Origin of the sequence: Nonomuraea fuscirosea (assembly GCF_035917475.1) — a bacterium.
GTDB classification, from domain to species: Bacteria; Actinomycetota; Actinomycetes; order Streptosporangiales; family Streptosporangiaceae; genus Nonomuraea; species Nonomuraea fuscirosea.
Genome location: NZ_CP109074.1, coordinates 1,623,593 through 1,639,698 on the forward strand (window position 1 = coordinate 1,623,593; position 16,106 = coordinate 1,639,698).

Annotated in this window: 10 protein-coding genes; 4 read left to right on the plus strand and 6 right to left on the minus strand. The window is 72.0% G+C overall.

Annotation, left to right across the window (positions count from 1 at the left end; all coding sequences use genetic code 11):
- Positions 1-127: 127 nt before the first annotated feature.
- Both OIE67_RS07295 and OIE67_RS07300 read left to right on the plus strand, forming a co-directional pair.
- Positions 128-1,048: a radical SAM/SPASM domain-containing protein gene (locus OIE67_RS07295; RefSeq protein WP_326637879.1), complete on the plus strand. Its 921-nt coding sequence runs from the start codon at positions 128-130 to the stop codon at positions 1,046-1,048.
- A gap of 23 nt (positions 1,049-1,071) precedes the next feature.
- On the plus strand, positions 1,072-2,202 hold the full coding sequence (locus OIE67_RS07300) for a methyltransferase domain-containing protein (protein ID WP_326637881.1): 1,131 nt from the start codon (positions 1,072-1,074) through the stop codon (positions 2,200-2,202).
- A gap of 14 nt (positions 2,203-2,216) precedes the next feature.
- Here OIE67_RS07300 and OIE67_RS07305 read toward each other — a convergent pair whose 3' ends face one another.
- From OIE67_RS07305 to OIE67_RS07325, 5 genes are all read right to left on the minus strand, one after another.
- Positions 2,217-2,855, minus strand: coding sequence for a class I SAM-dependent methyltransferase (locus OIE67_RS07305; RefSeq protein ID WP_326637883.1), 639 nt, complete (start codon positions 2,853-2,855; stop codon positions 2,217-2,219).
- 273 nt (positions 2,856-3,128) lie between these two features.
- Complete coding sequence (locus OIE67_RS07310; RefSeq protein WP_326637885.1) at positions 3,129-5,369, minus strand: bifunctional SulP family inorganic anion transporter/carbonic anhydrase; 2,241 nt, start codon at positions 5,367-5,369, stop codon at positions 3,129-3,131.
- 100 nt (positions 5,370-5,469) lie between these two features.
- Complete coding sequence (locus OIE67_RS07315) at positions 5,470-6,654, minus strand: RNA-guided endonuclease InsQ/TnpB family protein (RefSeq protein WP_326637887.1); 1,185 nt, start codon at positions 6,652-6,654, stop codon at positions 5,470-5,472.
- Positions 6,655-6,921: 267 nt separating this feature from the next.
- Complete coding sequence (locus OIE67_RS07320; protein ID WP_326637888.1) at positions 6,922-8,532, minus strand: hypothetical protein; 1,611 nt, start codon at positions 8,530-8,532, stop codon at positions 6,922-6,924.
- 184 nt (positions 8,533-8,716) lie between these two features.
- Complete coding sequence (locus OIE67_RS07325) at positions 8,717-9,229, minus strand: YbhB/YbcL family Raf kinase inhibitor-like protein (RefSeq protein ID WP_326637889.1); 513 nt, start codon at positions 9,227-9,229, stop codon at positions 8,717-8,719.
- Between the two features lie 754 nt (positions 9,230-9,983).
- Between OIE67_RS07325 and OIE67_RS07330 the strand changes: the two genes are divergently transcribed.
- Positions 9,984-10,499 (plus strand): PH domain-containing protein, encoded by a 516-nt coding sequence (locus tag OIE67_RS07330; RefSeq protein WP_326637891.1) that lies wholly within the window; start codon positions 9,984-9,986, stop codon positions 10,497-10,499.
- A gap of 284 nt (positions 10,500-10,783) precedes the next feature.
- On the plus strand, positions 10,784-12,250 hold the full coding sequence (locus tag OIE67_RS07335; RefSeq protein WP_326637893.1) for a PH domain-containing protein: 1,467 nt from the start codon (positions 10,784-10,786) through the stop codon (positions 12,248-12,250).
- Between the two features lie 419 nt (positions 12,251-12,669).
- Here the strand turns inward: OIE67_RS07335 and sepH are convergent, their stop codons facing one another.
- Positions 12,670-16,083, minus strand: a complete 3,414-nt coding sequence (sepH, locus tag OIE67_RS07340; RefSeq protein WP_326637896.1) for a septation protein SepH — start codon at positions 16,081-16,083, stop codon at positions 12,670-12,672.
- Positions 16,084-16,106: the final 23 nt, after the last annotated feature.

The window sequence follows — 16,106 nt, forward strand, 5'->3', positions numbered from 1 at the left end:
GCAGCGTTTCTGATGCCGGCTCACCCCTCGGCGCCAGAACAGACCCGCCTCAAGAAAGTCGATCATCATGACGGCTGAACCAGCATTCGCCACTCCGGCTTCCGGGGCCCGACCCGCCCTCGCCTCGGTGTGGTTCCTGGAGCTGGAGCTCACCCAGCGGTGCCAGTTGCGGTGCCCGAGCCTCTGCTACGCCGACGCCGGCCCTACCAAGGGTCATGGGCAGATGACCTGCGCCGACTGGGAACGGCTCCTCGACACCGCTCCCGCCGCCGGCATCACGACGGTCCAGCTCATCGGTGGCGAGCCGACCGTTCACCCGGACTTCTCGCGCCTGGCCGAGCACGCTCTCGGGGTGGGGCTGCGCGTGCAGGTGTATTCCAACCTGTACCGCGTCACCGCCCCGTTGTGGGAGCTGTACTCCCATCCGGACGTGACGCTGGCGACGTCCTATTACAGCGACGTCGCCGCCGAGCATGACAGGATCACCGACCGCCGAGGCAGCCATGCCAGGACCCGTGCCAACATCCTGCGGGCGATCGAACGCGGCATCGCGCTCAAAGTCGGCATCGTTGACCTCGGTGGGCCTGGTCAGCGTGCTGACGAAGCTCGTGAGGAGATGATCAGCATGGGCGCTGCTCATGTCGGGGCTCCCGACCGGATACGTGCGGTCGGCCGCGCCGCCCGCACCATGGGTGTGCAGTCGAACGTGAACGAGTTGTGTGGCCAGTGCGGTGACGGTCGTGCTGCCGTCTCCTGGAACGGCGACGTCCGGATGTGTGTCCTGTCCCGATTCCTGCCTTCGGCCGGCAACGTCCGCACCACTCGGCTGGCCGACATCTTCGGCAGCGCCGCCTGGTACGAGCTGCTCGCGCAGGTGCCTCGCCGGCCTCAGCCGCGAGACGGCGACTGCAAGCCGAACACCCCCTGCAAGCCGAACCAGGACGGCGGTGACTGTAAACCGGCCGAGACCATCTGCGAGGGCGACGCACTTGTTCTGCCGCGGATTTCCGCACGCGAGATTCGCCCGGAGACAGGAGGCGGTCGGTGACCGGCGTCGGTGAGCGCTCTGCGATGGAATGGAGGAAGCACGCGCGGGCCCTGGCCGCGGTCGCCACCCCGCTCGGCTCCAGCTGGCGCGGCGCCGTCGAGTCCGTACCGCGGCACGCGTTCGTTCCTCGGTGGTGGGAGTACGCCTCCAGCGGCTGGGAGCTTCGCGACGGTACGTCCGATCACCGCATGTGGTTGGAGGCGGCGTACAGCGACCAGACGCTTGTGACCCGGGTCGGCGCCCTGCACGCGGATCACGCCGGGCCGGGTGCGGTTCCGGCCGGTCTGCCCACCTCGTCGTCCACCCTGCCGGGGCTGGTGGTGCAGATGTACCGGCACGCCTCGATCGGCGACCGATGCACCGTGCTGGACGTCGGGACCGGCAGCGGGTACGGCACCGCCGTACTCTGCGCCCGGCTCGGAGCGGCTCGCGTCAGCGCCGTCGACGTGGACCCGTACCTCAACAGCGCGGCCCGAGACCGGCTGGACGAGCTCGGTCACCAGCCGGAGCTCATCACCACCGACGCCCAGGGCCCACTGCCCGGGCGGTGGGACCGCGTCGTCGCGATGGTGTCGGTGCGGACCGTCCCGCCCTCATGGCTGGAGGCGCTGCACGTCGGCGGCCGGTTGGTCACCACGCTCGCCGACATGGGGCTCGTTCTCACCGCCGAGAAACGGGAGGACGGCACCGCGGCCGGCAGGATCGAGCGTGACCAGGCCATGTTCATGCACGCCAGGACCGGCGACGACTACCCGCCGTATGATCCGGCGCTGTGCGAGCTAGCCGAAACGGCGGCGGGCGAGTACGTCACGCGCGGCCGTTATCCGGTGCTGGACGTGGTCGAGGCGTGGGACGTCCGCACCATGCTGGAGATACTCGCGCCCGGCATCGAGCACCACTACCTGGAGAAAGGCGACCTCCGCGTCGCGGTCATGACGCACGAGGACGGCTCGTGGGCCCGCGCCGAGGAGCGCGAGGGTGACGTCACCGTGCATCAGGGTGGGCCGCGCCGCCTGTGGGACCACCTCGACGACGTGCGCGACCATTGGATCCGCCATGGCGAGCTGCCGTTTCGTGGCGCCCGGGCGACGATCGGCCACGACGGGGTGATCACGCTTCGGCGCGGCCGTTGGAAGGCCGTCATCGGCCGGTAGGAGGCGGGGCACCCTCAGGGTTTCGTCGTACGGGCGTGGCCCAGGATGTGGGCGGTGCGGGGGACGAGGGGCTGGGGGGAGAAGGTGAACCGGTCGGATTCGGTCACCTCGAAGCCCGCTCGTTCGATCGCCCGCAGGGTGTCGCGGTTCGGGTGGCAGCCGCCCGCCGCTCGGCGCCAGGCCGGGGTGATGGCGTCCTCCAGCAGGGCGAACAGCGGGTTCGCCGAGCGTACGTGCTCGTAGAAGCACAGCCGCCCGCCCGGGACGAGCACGCGCGCGATCTCCGCCAGCGCCCGCTGCTGTGACGGCACCGAGCACAGCACCAGCGACACCACCGCCGTGTCGAAGTCGTTCTCCGGGCCGGGCAGGGCCTCGGCGTGGCCGGCCATCACGGAGACGGGCACCGGGGCCGACCTGGCCGCGGCGGTGGCCAGGCCGCGCAGCGTGTCGTCCGGCTCCACGGCCACGACCTCCGTCACAGCCTTCGGATAGTGCGGGAAGTTGCGGCCGTTGCCGGCGCCGATCTCGATCACCCGGCCCTCGGCGCCCGCCAGCAGCCGCCGCCGGTGCTCGTACGCGCCGCGCTGGTCGGTGAGCACGCTCATCCGTGCGTACGCCTGCGCGAAGCGCGGATTCTGGAAGTCTGATGTCATGGCGTCCCCCGGGTTCTGTTTCTACCAGAATGCCCGGCTCAACGCGTTCCGGCCGGTGAGGGGCGGAGGTGGGTCGCGCTCCGTCCGGCTACCATCGGCGGCCCCGAGAGGGGGCACAGCTCGAACGGCGCGCGCCTCCGCCCCTCCGGCCCCTGGGAGTGAGGACCGGCGTCGCGAGGGGCGCCGTGGGCAACGGGAGCACCTCGCTGGCACCGCGACCCTAACCCGGCTTCCCCGCCCGTTCTGCGGAGGATTACGCAGAACGGGCGGGATCTACTCCTCGCCCGCGGCCACCGGATGGTCGAACGTCCTGGGCGCGTTCGAGGGGCGCAGCGGCGGCACCATGTGCACCCGCGCCGAGCCGATGTCGAAGAACAGCCCCACCAGCTCCAGCTTGCCCGCCCTGACCTGCTCGTCGACCTTGCGGTAGGTGCGCAGGTTCTCCAGCTGCTGCTGCACGTTCACCCGGCACAGCACGTCCAGCGCCCCGCTGTGCAGCCGGTCGCCCTCGGTGTCGATGAACGTGGCCAGACTGTGGTCACCGTGCCGCAGCCACCTGCGCAGGCCGGGCAGGCTGCCCGCCTGCACCCCGCCGCTCAGCACCCCGGCCATCGCGCCGCAGCCCGAGTGGCCGCACACCGTGATCGTGTGCACGCCCAGCACCTGCGTGGCGTACTCGATGGCCGCCACCATCGAGTCGTCGTGCGGCTCGGAGCCCCGGCGCGGCACCAGGTTGCCGATGTTGCGCACGGTGAACAGGTCGCCGGGACCGCTGGCGGTGATCAGGCTGGGCATGATCCGGGAGTCGGCGCAGGTGATGAACAGGTGGGTCGGCTGCTGCTTGCGGGCCAGCTCGGTGAAGATCGGACGGACGAGCGGCGCCGTACTGCGGTGGTACTCGCGCGCCCCGGCCGTGAGCAGGCACTCCTGCGCGCCCGCGACGGCGCCGTCCAGCGGGACCGGCTCGGGACGCCGCCGCCGCTGCGCCCACGGCAGCCACCAGCGGTCCGGCGCCTTCGGCGGCGACTTCACCGGCAGCATGTGGGCGCCGCTGGCCGCCAGCGCGTACCACTCGTCGTGCAGTTCGTCGATGTCGACCGTGCCGCCCATGCGCTCGTGGTCGAGCCGCCAGGAGTGGATGGCCTCGAAGGCGCCGTTGTCCATGAAGTCGATGTTCAGGTCGAGGTCGACGGGCGTGCCCGCGGGGATCGTGCGCAGCTCGCGCGTCAGCCGCGGCACCCCGAGGAACGTCAGCGACCCCGAGATCGTCACATGCAGCCGCCCGTCGCCCTCCGCCCGCTTGAGCACGGTCACCCAGGTCAGGCGGCGCAGCGCGAGCAGCGCGGCCAGGGCCAGACCCGCCAGCACACCCTCGGCGAGGCCGAGCAGGATCACGGTGACGAGCGTGACGACGTACACCGGCACCTCGCCGTGCCCGTGCACCTTCCTGATGTGGCCCAGGTTCACCATCTGCATGCCGATGAACACCAGCAGCGCCGCCAGCGCCTCCAGCGGGATCAGTGTGATCGACCAGCCGAACCCGGTCGCGAACACCAGCACCCACACCCCGTGCAGGATCGTCGACCAGCGGGTACGCCCGCCCGCCGCCACATTCGCGGTGCTGCGCACGATCACCCCGGCCAGCGGCAGGCCGCCGAGCGCGCCGCTGACCATGTTGGCCACGCCCTGGCCGGTCAGCTCCTGATCGAGGTCGGCGCGGCGGCCGCCGTGCATGCCGTCCACCGCGACCGAGCACAGCAGCGACTCGCACCCGGCCAGCAGCGCCACCAGCAGCACGGAGGCCACCACGAGATGCCAGTCGCCCTGCGGCAGCACGGGGAAGGCCCAGTCGGTGAAGCCGCCCGACAGGTCCACCCGGGTGACGTCCCAGCCGAACGCCCACGCCGTCACCGCCGCCGTGAGCAGCGCCACCAGTGGCGCGGGCACCGCCTTGATCCGCCGGGGCAGGCGCGTCCACAGCACCAGCACGGTGATCGTGAGCACGCCCACGGCGACCTTGTGGCCGTGCAGGTGCAGGATCTGCCCGGGCAGCTCGACGAGGTTCGCGATGGCGGAGCGCTGCGAGCTGCCGCCCAGCACGATGTGGAGCTGGGAGAGGGCGATGATGACGCCGACCGCGGCCAGCATGCCGTGCAGCACGGCGGGTGACACCGCCAGCGCGGCCCTGGCCGCCTTGAACACTCCGAGGACGAGTTGTACGGCCCCGGCCAGCAGGGTGATCATGCAGGTGGCACGCCATCCGTACGTGTGCACCAGGTCCACGACCACCAGCGAGAGACCGGCGGCGGGACCGCTCACCTGGACGGCGGAACCGCCCAGCGCGCCCGCCACGATGCCGCCCACCACGGCGGCGATGAGCCCGGCTGTCAGCGGCGCGCCGGAGGCCATCGCGATGCCCAGGGAAAGGGGCACCGCGACGAGGGAAACCACGAGCGAGGCTGGCACGTCATGCCGGAGGGTGCTCAGCCAGCTACTCTGCGTGTCGCGGAACATGGAGCAAACCCTATTGCTCCGTCGACCCCGCTTTGGGTGGGCGTCACGCGGGTTTTACGCATTAGTGACTCCTCCGCTCCCTGAAAGGAGCGGCTTCTCGCTAAGCCGCTTCCGCAGCCCGGCGAAGGGCAAGCCCTGCCCTCAAGATGTTGATCGCCGCGTTGACGTCGGCGTGTGCGGCATGCCCGCACGCCGTGCAGGCGAACTCCGCCTGGGTGAGGCGGTTGTCCTTCGCGCAGTGCCCGCATCGGGCGCAGGTGCGGGAGGTGCCGGCAGGGTTCACCGCGATCAGCTCTCGACCGGCGCTTTCAGCCTTGTGCGCGAGGATCGTCAGGAACACCCCCCAACCCGCGTCGAGGATCGAGCGGGTCAGCCCGGCCTTGGCGGCGACGTTGCGGCCCGGGTTGTCGATCGTGCCGGACGCCGAGCGGGTCATGTTCGTGATCCGCAGGTCCTCGTGCACGATCACGTCGTAGTTGCGGACCAGCGCCAGCGCGGTCTTGTGTGCCCCGTCGAGCCGCTGGCGGCGGACCTTGGCGTGCAGGGCGGCGACCTGGGCGACGGCCTTGCGACGGCGCTTGGATCCGCGTTGCTTGCGGGCCAGGTCCCGCTGCGCGACGGCGAGACGGTCAGCGGTCGCCGCCAGGTGACGCGGGTTGAGCACGTGTTCGCCGTCGGAGGTGGTGACCAGCGACGCCACGCCCAGGTCGATACCGGTGACCGCACCTGTCGCGGGCAGGGGCTGAGCGGGTACGTCCTGGCACGACACGAGCACGTACCAGCGGCGGCCCTCGCGCTTGACGCTGATCGTCTTCACTCTTCCGTGTACGGGGCGGTGCCGGTGGACACGGACGTGCCCGATGCCCTGCAACCGGACGTAGATCGCGGCGGGGTGCTCGGGCTGGGAGTCCCACCGGCAGCCGTCGCCGTCCTTGGGCCACTCCACGCTGTCGAACCAGCCACGCCCTTTGAAGCGGGGGTAGCCCGGCGTGCGGCCCGCTTCGACGCGGTCGAAGAACGCGCGGAACGCCTTGTCAAGTCGCCGCAGGGTGGCCTGCTGCGAGGAAAACGACCAGCGGCCTTGGCCGTCCGGGTCGTCGGCGCGGATGTGCTTGAGGTCGGCCGACTGGTCTCCGTATCGGACGCTCGCGCCCGCCTTGGCGTAGGCGGTGCGCCGGTGCTCCAGAGCGGCGTTGTAGAGCTGCCGGTGGTCCTCCAGGCACGCCGCAAGCGCCGCCGCCTGACGTGCGGTGGGACGCAGCAGGAACTTGAACGATCTACGCACGGCCACCGCCTTTCGGCCGCTCGTTCGGGCACCACACGACGTGGTGCCCGAGGTCGTACGCCGCGCCCGGGGAAGTGCGCACCTGACGAGTCACACGATCGTTATAACAGCGCTATCCATCTGATGCGCGATGAACGGAGATCTCTGATGTGCAGATCTGAAAGGTCAATGCACGCTCGGGCCGCCTTGGTGATCCTCCCGCTCCCGATTCCTCCGTCGCCCGAAGGCGACAGTTGCCCTCGGGAAGCCCCTGATAGGCGCTGAAGATCATCGGTAGTAGTCGTTCGGATAGTCCTGCTCCGGGCCCCGGCGGTGGTTGCCACGGCCGTTGTCCTGCGCCGGAGGCTGCCCGGTGTACCCGGGCCAGGTGCCCTGAGCGCCGTTGCCCGCGGCCGGAGGGTCGGGCCAGGCGGCGGCGGGGGCGGTGGTGATGTCGCCCGTCTCGTAGGCGCCCGGCCCGAACGGCGACTGCGGCGGCTTCGGGGCCGAGAGCACGTCGTCGTAGTTGGAGACCGCGCGGGCGGGCGCGGTCGGGGTGCCGGTCGCAGGGGAGGGGGCGGTGAGCGGGTCGGAGTCGTCGGCCACGGCCCAGCCGGCCCGTACCTCGTAGGAGGCGGGATAGGAGGAACGCTCGGCGGGCTGCTCGAACGCCGGCCACGAGCTCGCGCCGGGATAGGCGGCGGCCGCGGGGGCGGGGTCGTCGAAGATGTCGGGAGAGGCGGGCCAGGAGCCGGACGAGCTCGCCGCCGCGGGCGGGTAGGTGGTCTCCAGGGCGTCGGCGCCGCCGTACGCGGGGAACGGGTCGCTCGTCGGCGCGCCGTGGATGGGCGCGGCGGGGACGGCGGGGAAGCTGCCGCTGGAGGCGGGGTTCACGGGGTTGCTCACCGGGCTCGCCGGGTTGCTCACCGCGGGGAACGAGCCGCTGCCGCTCACCGAGGGCTGGGCCGGGAACGAGCCGCTGCCGCCGCTCGCCGGATAGGCGTTGGAGGAGACCCCGTTGGAGGCCACCGGGGCGGGCCTGGCCGCCGGGCGCTCGGCCCGCGCGGGCCGGCTCACGGGCGACGACTCGGGACGGGTGGGGGCGGGCACCGGCTGGGCGCCCGCGCCGAGGATGCTCATCACGTCGGCCGTCGGGGCCGCGAAGGTGACGGTGCGCTGGTCGGCCAGCTCGGACTGCGAGGGAGCGGCGCGCTTCTGCGGCTCGACCAGGTCGGCCAGGTTGGCGGCCGCGGGCTGACGCTGGGGGAGGGGGGCCTGGACGGTGGCGGCGTTGGGATCGGCGCCGGCGGTCGCGGGCTGCGGCTTGGCGGAACGGCTGGACCGTTTGGCGGGCCGCTCGGAACGGCGCTCGGCGGGCCGCTCACGCGGAGCGGTGCGCTCGCGTTCCGCGGGCCGCTCGCGCTCGGCCGTACGCTCACGCTCGGCAGGACGCTCACGCTGGGCCGGACGCTCGGCGGCGGGCCGCTCACGCTCGACGGGACGGGAGGCGCCCTTGCGCGCGGCGACGGTGCCGCCGGCGCCGAAGCCGCCCTCCTCCGCGTCGCTGCGGATGTTGGCCCAGAACTCCTCGTCGTCGTCGTCCGTGCTCGGGTTGCCCCACTCGTCGACGCCGCGCCTGCCCCGCTGACCGGTACGGACCGGCTTCGGTTTCGGCTCGTCGATCGGGCTGAAGTCGGGGCTGAAGTTGGCCATGCGCGGCTCGTGCGCCGCGAACTGGTCCGTCGAGCGCGTGAGCGTGTTCTCCTCCTTCTCGGCCATCTCCTTCAGCCGTTCCGGAGGTAGCGAGCTCTCCCTGCGGTTCATGGAGCGCATGCCCAGTGCCACGACAGCGAGCACGGCGAGCACGACAGCGACCAAGCTGATGACGACCGCGATCATTGCACCACCCTCAAAGTCATGGCCTCCCTCTGGCACCGATGAGATCGCGCGGCCATCGACGCGACCTGCCCCCTTTGATCACCAGTGCCTAACGATTGGATCTGATTGTGTCGGACCACTATGAGAGTTGTCACACCCTACGTGAAGAATTGGTACACCGGTACTACATGTCGTATTTGACTGCTCACTCAATGTTCACCGCGGTGAGCCTGCCGCGGGCGATGGTCTGATCCGCGATCTTCTTCAGAACCTCGGGAAGCTCGGAGCCTCCCGGCAGATCGACCTTGCCGTCCAACGTGTAGACCGTGAACCGGTAGCTGGCCCGGTCCTGGCAGGGGGGCTCGTAGCCCACCTTCCCGCTGGTCACCTTCGCCTGCCCGGATCCCTCGGGGGGATCGGCGGCGGCATCGGGGCCGAGCTCGGTCGTGGTGGCCGGGATGTTGTACAGCACCCAGTGCACGGCCGACTCGGATGACGTGTGGCTGTCGACCACGATGGCGATCGACTCCGCCTCGGACAGGGGCTGGCTCGACCAGCGCAGCGGCGGACTGCCCTGATCGCCCCGGCAGGAGTATTCGCGCGGCAGCGGCTCGCCGTCGCGCAGCTCGGGGCTCGCGACGTTGATCTCCGCGATGTCCTTCGCCTCTGACCTGCCGAAAAAGCTGCCACAACCCGCCAGCGCGAACGCGAGTGCCACCACTGTCACACTGACAGTGATGCGTCGCATGCGTGATGCCGTGTTACACAGCCCCATGCCGGATGATGCTACGCGGGTCTCGGCGGTGCGCAGACCGTTTCTCGATGGTCGGTGGTAGGTAAAGGATCCGAAAACTGCCGGAATGACGGCATCCGCGTAGTGAACTTGGCCACATCGGAGACGGTAGGAGCGCCAGGTCGGGGGACGATCCGGACATGCCGGCGGACCATTTCTGGGCTGCGCGTTCGCCGCGGCCGCACATGGAGGCGGTGCGGGCCCTTGGCCGTGGCTGACGGGGCCATCGTTCCATTAACGGGTCCGGACGAAAAATCGGGTGCGCCAGGTCGCGCCGTTCGGCTAAAGGGGCTCGCCCGATGGGGCGGCGTTCGCGTACGGGGGGGGCCTGCCGGCTGCGGCGTTCGGGTTCGAGGGCGCTTGTCGGCTGCGGCGGGCGGCGTTCGTGTGCGGGAGCGCCTGTCGGCTGCGGCGGGCGGCGTTCGCGGGCGAGGGCGCGGACGGCGGCTGCCACGTTGCGTTAGGCGCTCGCGCTGTGGTGCGGTCCCCGCGCCGCCCGAGCCTGGCTGGCACGAACGTGGCGCCGCCGACGTGGCCAAGCTCGACAGCCTGCGGCCGGGCCGCCAACGAGCATGCACCCGCGTGAAGTCCCCGGGTGGCAGACACGCCGGAGCGTCCGGCGGATCTTTACCGCCCCGCTGGCAGATCACCCCGGCGGTTCGCACCCTAAGCTGGCTTTGTGACGTCAAATGGCCCGCTGCGCGATCCGGCGAACCGCGTCTCGCCCAAGGCCGTACGGCTGTGGTTGCTGGAGTCGCTGATCGCCTTCGTGTTCTTCGCCGGCATCTCGCTGCTGCTCTCGCGGTGGGCCGGCGGATGGTCCTGGGTGCCCGAGTGGTTCGCCCGTGACCCGTGGCTGCTGCCCGCCGCGGTCGTGGTGGCGACGCTGCCGTTCCTCGCGGCCGAGCCGTTCGTACGGTACGCCGTGCATCGCTGGGAGCTGTCAGGAGACGTCGTCTTCGCCAGGTCGGGCTTCCTGACCAGGGAGTGGGTGTTCGTGCCTGTGAGCCGCATCCAGACGGTCGACAAGGGGCAAGGGTGGTTCGAGCGGATGCTCGGTCTGGCCACCCTGGAGATCCGCACGGCGTCGCACGCGGGCTCGTCCACGATCAAGGGGCTCGACTACCGGGTGGCGGCCGGGCTGGCCGAGGAATTGGCCCACCGTGCCGAACAACTGAGGGACGACGCGACGTGACCGGCCCTCACCCGGACGACCCGCCCCCTTCGTCAGACCCGTCCGGACCCACCGACCCGTTCCGATCCACCGACCCGTCCGGACCCGTCGACCCGTCGCGGTCCAGCGACCCGCCGCCACCGCGTGACGGGCGGCCTCCCGTGCCGGTGCCTCCTCAGGGCGGCGGATGGTCGCCGCCGGCCGGGCCGCCCCCGGACGCCAGGGAAGGCGGACACGTCCCGCCTCTGCCGGGTCATCCCGGTACGGGGCCGGGGCCTGGACCGTTTCCCGGGCCCGCCGTACGGGTGCCGCAGCGGCTCAGCCCCAAGGTGCTGCTCATCGACCCGGTGCGCATGCTCCCCTCACTGCTCCTTCCCCTGGTCGGCGTCCTGTTCGTGGGCGGTTTCTCGGCCAGGTCGTACGGCTACGCCGCCGCGGGCGTCATCGGCGCCGTGGTGTTCGCGATCATCCGCTGGGCCACGTTCACGTACGAGATCGTCGGCGACCGCCTGGAGACCAAGCGCTCGCTGATCAGCCGCTCCGTCCGTACCATCCCCCTGGAACGCATCCGCGGCGTCGACGTCTCCACCCCGCCCATGCACCGGCTGCTCGGCCTGACCATCCTCAAGATCGACACCGGGGCGAGCGGCGGCGAGGAGGAGGCGAAGCTGGCCGGCGTCACGCCGGAGGAGGCCGAACGCCTCAAGGCGGTGCTCCTGCGCCGCACCGCCGAGCCCGAGCCGCACACCCCCGGCGAGGCGGCGCCGGCCGGCGGGCCCAGGGAGCGCCCGATCATCGCCGTGCCGCGCAGGTGGCTGCTGTACGGGCCGCTCTCGGGCGCGTACCTGCTGACCCCCTTCGCCTTCGCCGGCGGCCTGGTGGGGCTGGCGTTCCAATGGGGCGACGAGCTGGGGTTCAGCCGGGACACCGCCTGGAACGCGGGCGAGTGGCTCTGGGAGCACCCCTATCTGCTGCTGGCGCTGGCGGTGCTGCTGGTGGTGGCGATGCCGTTCGCGGGCGGTCTGATGTACGCGATCTTCAACTGGGACTTCACACTCAAGCGCCGCGACGGCTACCTCGTGGCCGAACGCGGGCTGATCAACCGGCGCAGCGTGTCGCTGGAGTCGCAGCGGGTACGCGGCTACGAGATCGTGGACGGCCTGGCCGAACGGTGGGCGGGCGTCACCCGCGTCTGGGCCATCGTCACCGGGCTCGGCGACTCGGAGACGCGGGGGCAACTGCTGCCCGACGTGCCCCGCGACGTGGCCTTCCAGGTGACCGGCGACGCGATCGGCCCCTACCGCGGTGAGCTCAGGCCCCATCCGCCGGTGGCGCGCCGGCGGCGGCTGTTCCGCGCCGTCTTCCCCTGGCTCCTCGCCGCCCTGCTCGCCGCCGTCGCGGCGGCGCTCACCGGGGCGGTGCTGTGGTGGGTCCTGCTGGTGCTGCTGCTGGCCATGGCCGGCATCGGGGTGCCGCTCGGACTCGACCGCTACGCCTCCCTGGGCCACGGCTACGACGGGGTACGCCTGTCGGTACGGTCGGGCTCACTGCGCCGCGCCCAGGCCGTGGTCGAACGCCGGGCCGTGGTGGGCTGGCGGCTGCGGCAGACATGGTTCCAGCGACAGGCCGGGGTCCTCACACTCATCGCCGGGGTCGGGGCCGGCAAGGGGGGTTACTCGGCCATCGACGTGTCCCTGCCACAGGCGGTCGGCTTCCCCACCGAGGTGACCCCGGAGTGGCTCACACCTTTCCTGGAACACCACGAGCCCTGACCGAGGACTCACCCGGTGACCCGGTGAATCTGGTGACCCTGTGGTTCTGGTGGACCGTGGATCTCACGAACCCGTGAGCCCGTGGACCTGGTTCCATGGACGCTGGTGGACTCGTGAAATCGGCGGAGCTGACGGACGCGGTGACGCGGTGGACCCGTGGATCCATGAACGTGGTGGATCTGGTGGGCCCGGTAGACCTGTGGGCCTGCTGGTGGGCGCGGTGACATGGGCGCGTGGACGGGTGTCCTGGGTTCCGCCACCGTCGCCCGTCGCCCGGCCTCCTGCGATCTGCCCTCGGTCAGTCCTGGTCCGGCCGGGACAGTTCGGGTTCGCCCGGGCGGTCCTGGCCTGAACCCGGTCAGTCCGGGCTCAGCCCGGTCGGTTCGGGGCCCGTGCTGGTCAGGCTTGGGTCGTTCTGATCAGTCCTGGCGGCGGGCGCCGAACATGATCTCGTCCCAGGTCGGCACGGAGGCCCGGCGGCCCCTCGAACCCTTGCGCGCCTGACGGGCGGCCGGAGCGGGCGGCGGAGAGGGCACGGGCACGGCCGGATCCTCCTTCGGCTCGTCCTTGGCCGCGCGCGCCGCCGGAACCGCAGGAGCGGGCTTCGGCTTGGGCGCCGGGGGCTTGCTCTCCCGAGCCGGCTGCTCGGGCGCGGGCCGCCCCGTCTTCTTCTGCGCCGCCAGCTTCGCCGGGGTCGGCGTCTCAGATTCGGTCGCCGCCGCAGGAGCGTCTTCGGAGGCGGGCGTCTCTTCCTGAACGGCCGCCGCCGGGGAAGCGGCTGCCCGTTCGGGAGCGGGCGTCGGTTCGGGAACGGAGACCGTCTCAGAAACGGGCGTCGCCTCAGGAGCGGCAGCGGCCTCGGGGACGGGCGTCGCGTCGGGAGCCGGCGTCGTCTCGGCGGCGGCGGCGACCTCGGCGGCCGACTTCGTCTCGTCGCTCGTGGACGGCTCGGCGGTGGCGGCCGATGCAGCGGCGGCCGTCGTCTCGGAAGTCGCCGTGGTCTCGGAAGCAACCGTCTCGGGAGTGACCGTAGCCTCGGCAGCGACCGTGGATTCGGCGGCAGTCGTGGAGTCGGTAGCGGTGGACTCGGCAGCCGTGGAGCCTGCAGCCGTGGAGCCTGCAGCCGTGGAGTCGGCAGTCGCCGTGGTCTCGGCAGCGGCAGCGGTCTCAGTAGCTGGCGTTGTCCCGGCCGCGACCGGGGTCTCTGATGCGGCCCCGGGGTTGGCGGCGGTTTCGGCGGTGACGGTGGAGCCGGGAGCGGACGTGGTCCGGGCCGGAGCCGTGTCCTTAGCCGTGCCCGTCGTCTCGGCCGTGTCCTTCGCCGTGTCTGTCGTCTCGGTCGTGTCCTTGGCCGTGCTCTCGGCCGTGGAGTCGGACGCGGTTGCCGTATTCGAGGCGGTCGTCGTCTGGGACGAGGGCGCCTGGGACGCCGCAGTCTGGGATGTCGCAGTCTGGGACGCCGCAGTCTGGGACGCGGTGGTCACTTCGCTGACGAGCGGCTTCTCGCTGTTGGCCGGCTGCTCGGTGGCGACCGGCTGATCGGCGGTGGTTGCAGCCTCCGGGGCTCCGGCCGTGGTGGTCGTGTCGCTCTTGGTGGGCTCGGCGGTAGTGGCCGTGTTGTCGGCTTCGACGGCCTTTGTGCTGGTGGCCTCGGCGGCGGTCTCGCTGCTCTCGACGGGCTGGGCCGGTGCGGATCCGGACGCGAGCTCGGGCTGGGCCTCGGTCGCGGGAGTCACGGCCTTCGCGGCGGGAGCGGGTGTCGTCTCCGAGGTGGCCGTGGCAGCGGGCTCTGCGGTGGTGGCTTGCCCGACCACTTCCACCGTGACGTCCGTGGAGGCGGCCGGCGCAACGGATGCGGTGGCCGCTTCCGTGGCGGTCCGCGAGGTGTCCTCCGCCGTGGGAACGGATGCGCCGGTGCCGGCCTGGCTCGCCGCAGCCCCGGACTCGGTCCTGGCAGAGGTCTGCGCGTCGGCGGCGGTCTCGGCGACGGCCTTCTCCGCGAGCTCGGCCGTCGTGACGGCGGACGGAGCCGTGGTGGGCGGCGCGTCCGCCCGGACGACGGCGGTCTCAGCCTGAGAGGCCGGCTCAACCTGGGCGCTCGGCTCGGCCTGGGTGCCCGACCCGGCCTGGGTGCCCGACTCCGGGTGGACGGCCGAAGACGTGGGCTGGCCAGCCTGAGCCTCGGGTCGCGCGGTGACCGTCTCCGCCTGGGCGGCCGGTCCCGTTTGGTGGGTCGGCGGCGTGGGCTGGACGGCCTGAGTCTCGGGCTGTGTGGTGGCCGTCTCAGCGTGGGCGGCCGGTTCCGTCTGGCGGGCCGGGGGCGCGGGCTGGGCGGATGGCGGCTCGGACTGGGTGGCCGTCGTGTTGCGCAGGTCGGCGACCGGCTGGGCCTGGGCGGGGGAGAGCGCGTCGGCGGGTGCTTGCGGCCGTGCCGTCTGCTGGTCCTGGACGGGCGTGAAGCCGTCCGGCCGGGCGTCAGAGGCGGGGCTCTGCGTGCTGGGTCGGTTCTCGACGGAAGCGGGCCCGTTCGGCCGCTGGTCGTCGGCGAGAGCGGGCCTGGGTGCGGTGCGCTGGTCCTCGGCGGATGCCGGCCCGTTCGTGGTGCGCTGGTCCTGGGCGGACGTCGGCCCGTTGGGGCGGTGGTCCTGGGTGGGCGAGGGACGGTGCGAGGGGCGGTGGTCGTCGGACGGAGTGAAGTGCTGGTCGGTGTGGGACGGGGTGTCGTCGGTGGGCGGCCAGGGCGTGGGGCGGGAGGATGACGGGGCGGCCGGGGCGTAGATCGAGTCGGTCTCGCGGTCGCCGGAGCGTCCCGCGCCGAAGTCGGGCAGCCACGGCGAAGACCCGCCGCGGCGGGACGAGGTGTCGCCGGGGCGGGTGTGGCCGGTTTCGCGGGCGGGCGGTTCGGGCCGGTAGGGCTCGCGTACGGAGTCCTGCCGGTGGCCGGGGTCGGCGCGGTGGCCGGAGTCCCTGGCCGGAGTGTCGTAGTGGGCGGCCGGTTCCTCGCCCTGGTCGTAGTCCTGGCGCGGGCCGGGGGCGAAGGGCGCCTCGCGCGGCGGCGTCTCGGGCGGCCGGGTGTAGGCGGTCTCCGGCGACCGGACCGGCGGGGTGTAGCCGACGGCCGGCTCCTCCGGCTCGCGGCGTACCACCGACGGGAACGGCAGCGCGTCGGAGGCGAGCGGCGGCACCGGCTGCAGCTTGGCCACCCGCGGCGCGAACGGCATCACCGTGGTGTCCTCCACCACGGCGGGATCGGGGTCGAAGTCGGCGGACGACAGCCGCAGGGCCTCGTCGTCGTGGGGTGTCACGTGCCGCTTGCGCGGGTCGAAGAGCCACTCGGCGTGGCGCGTGTGACCGTTCCACACGTAGCCGAGCTTGACCCGCCACAGGCCGTCGTCGCGCTTGGCGGAGTCCCAGTCGATCTCGTCGGTGGGCACGCCGCGCCTGGTCAGCCGCTCCGCGACGAGGTCGCCGAGCGTCGGCCCGGGAGCGGACTCGCCCGGCATCCGTACGGCCACACGTTGCGCCTGCTGGGCGACGTACTCCCGCTCCTGCAGCACCGGCCCCTCGAACCAGCGGACGCGCTCGACGGGGATCCCGGCGGTCGCCGCGATCTCCTCCGCCGTCTCTCCGGCTCGGATGCGGGCCTGGATCTCCTTGGGGCGCAACGGACTCTCCACTTCGATCTCGTACTGGCCGAGACGGGAGAAGTTGCCGCGGACGGCAGCACGGAGCCGGTCGTCCACGGGAAGCGTGAAGCGCGTACCCCGTCCGGCAGTAGCCAGCACGAGGTAGGTGCCGTCCTCACTTACCGCGACGAGTCGGAGCTCCTGCATGCGAGTCCCTTCGTCAGCGTCGC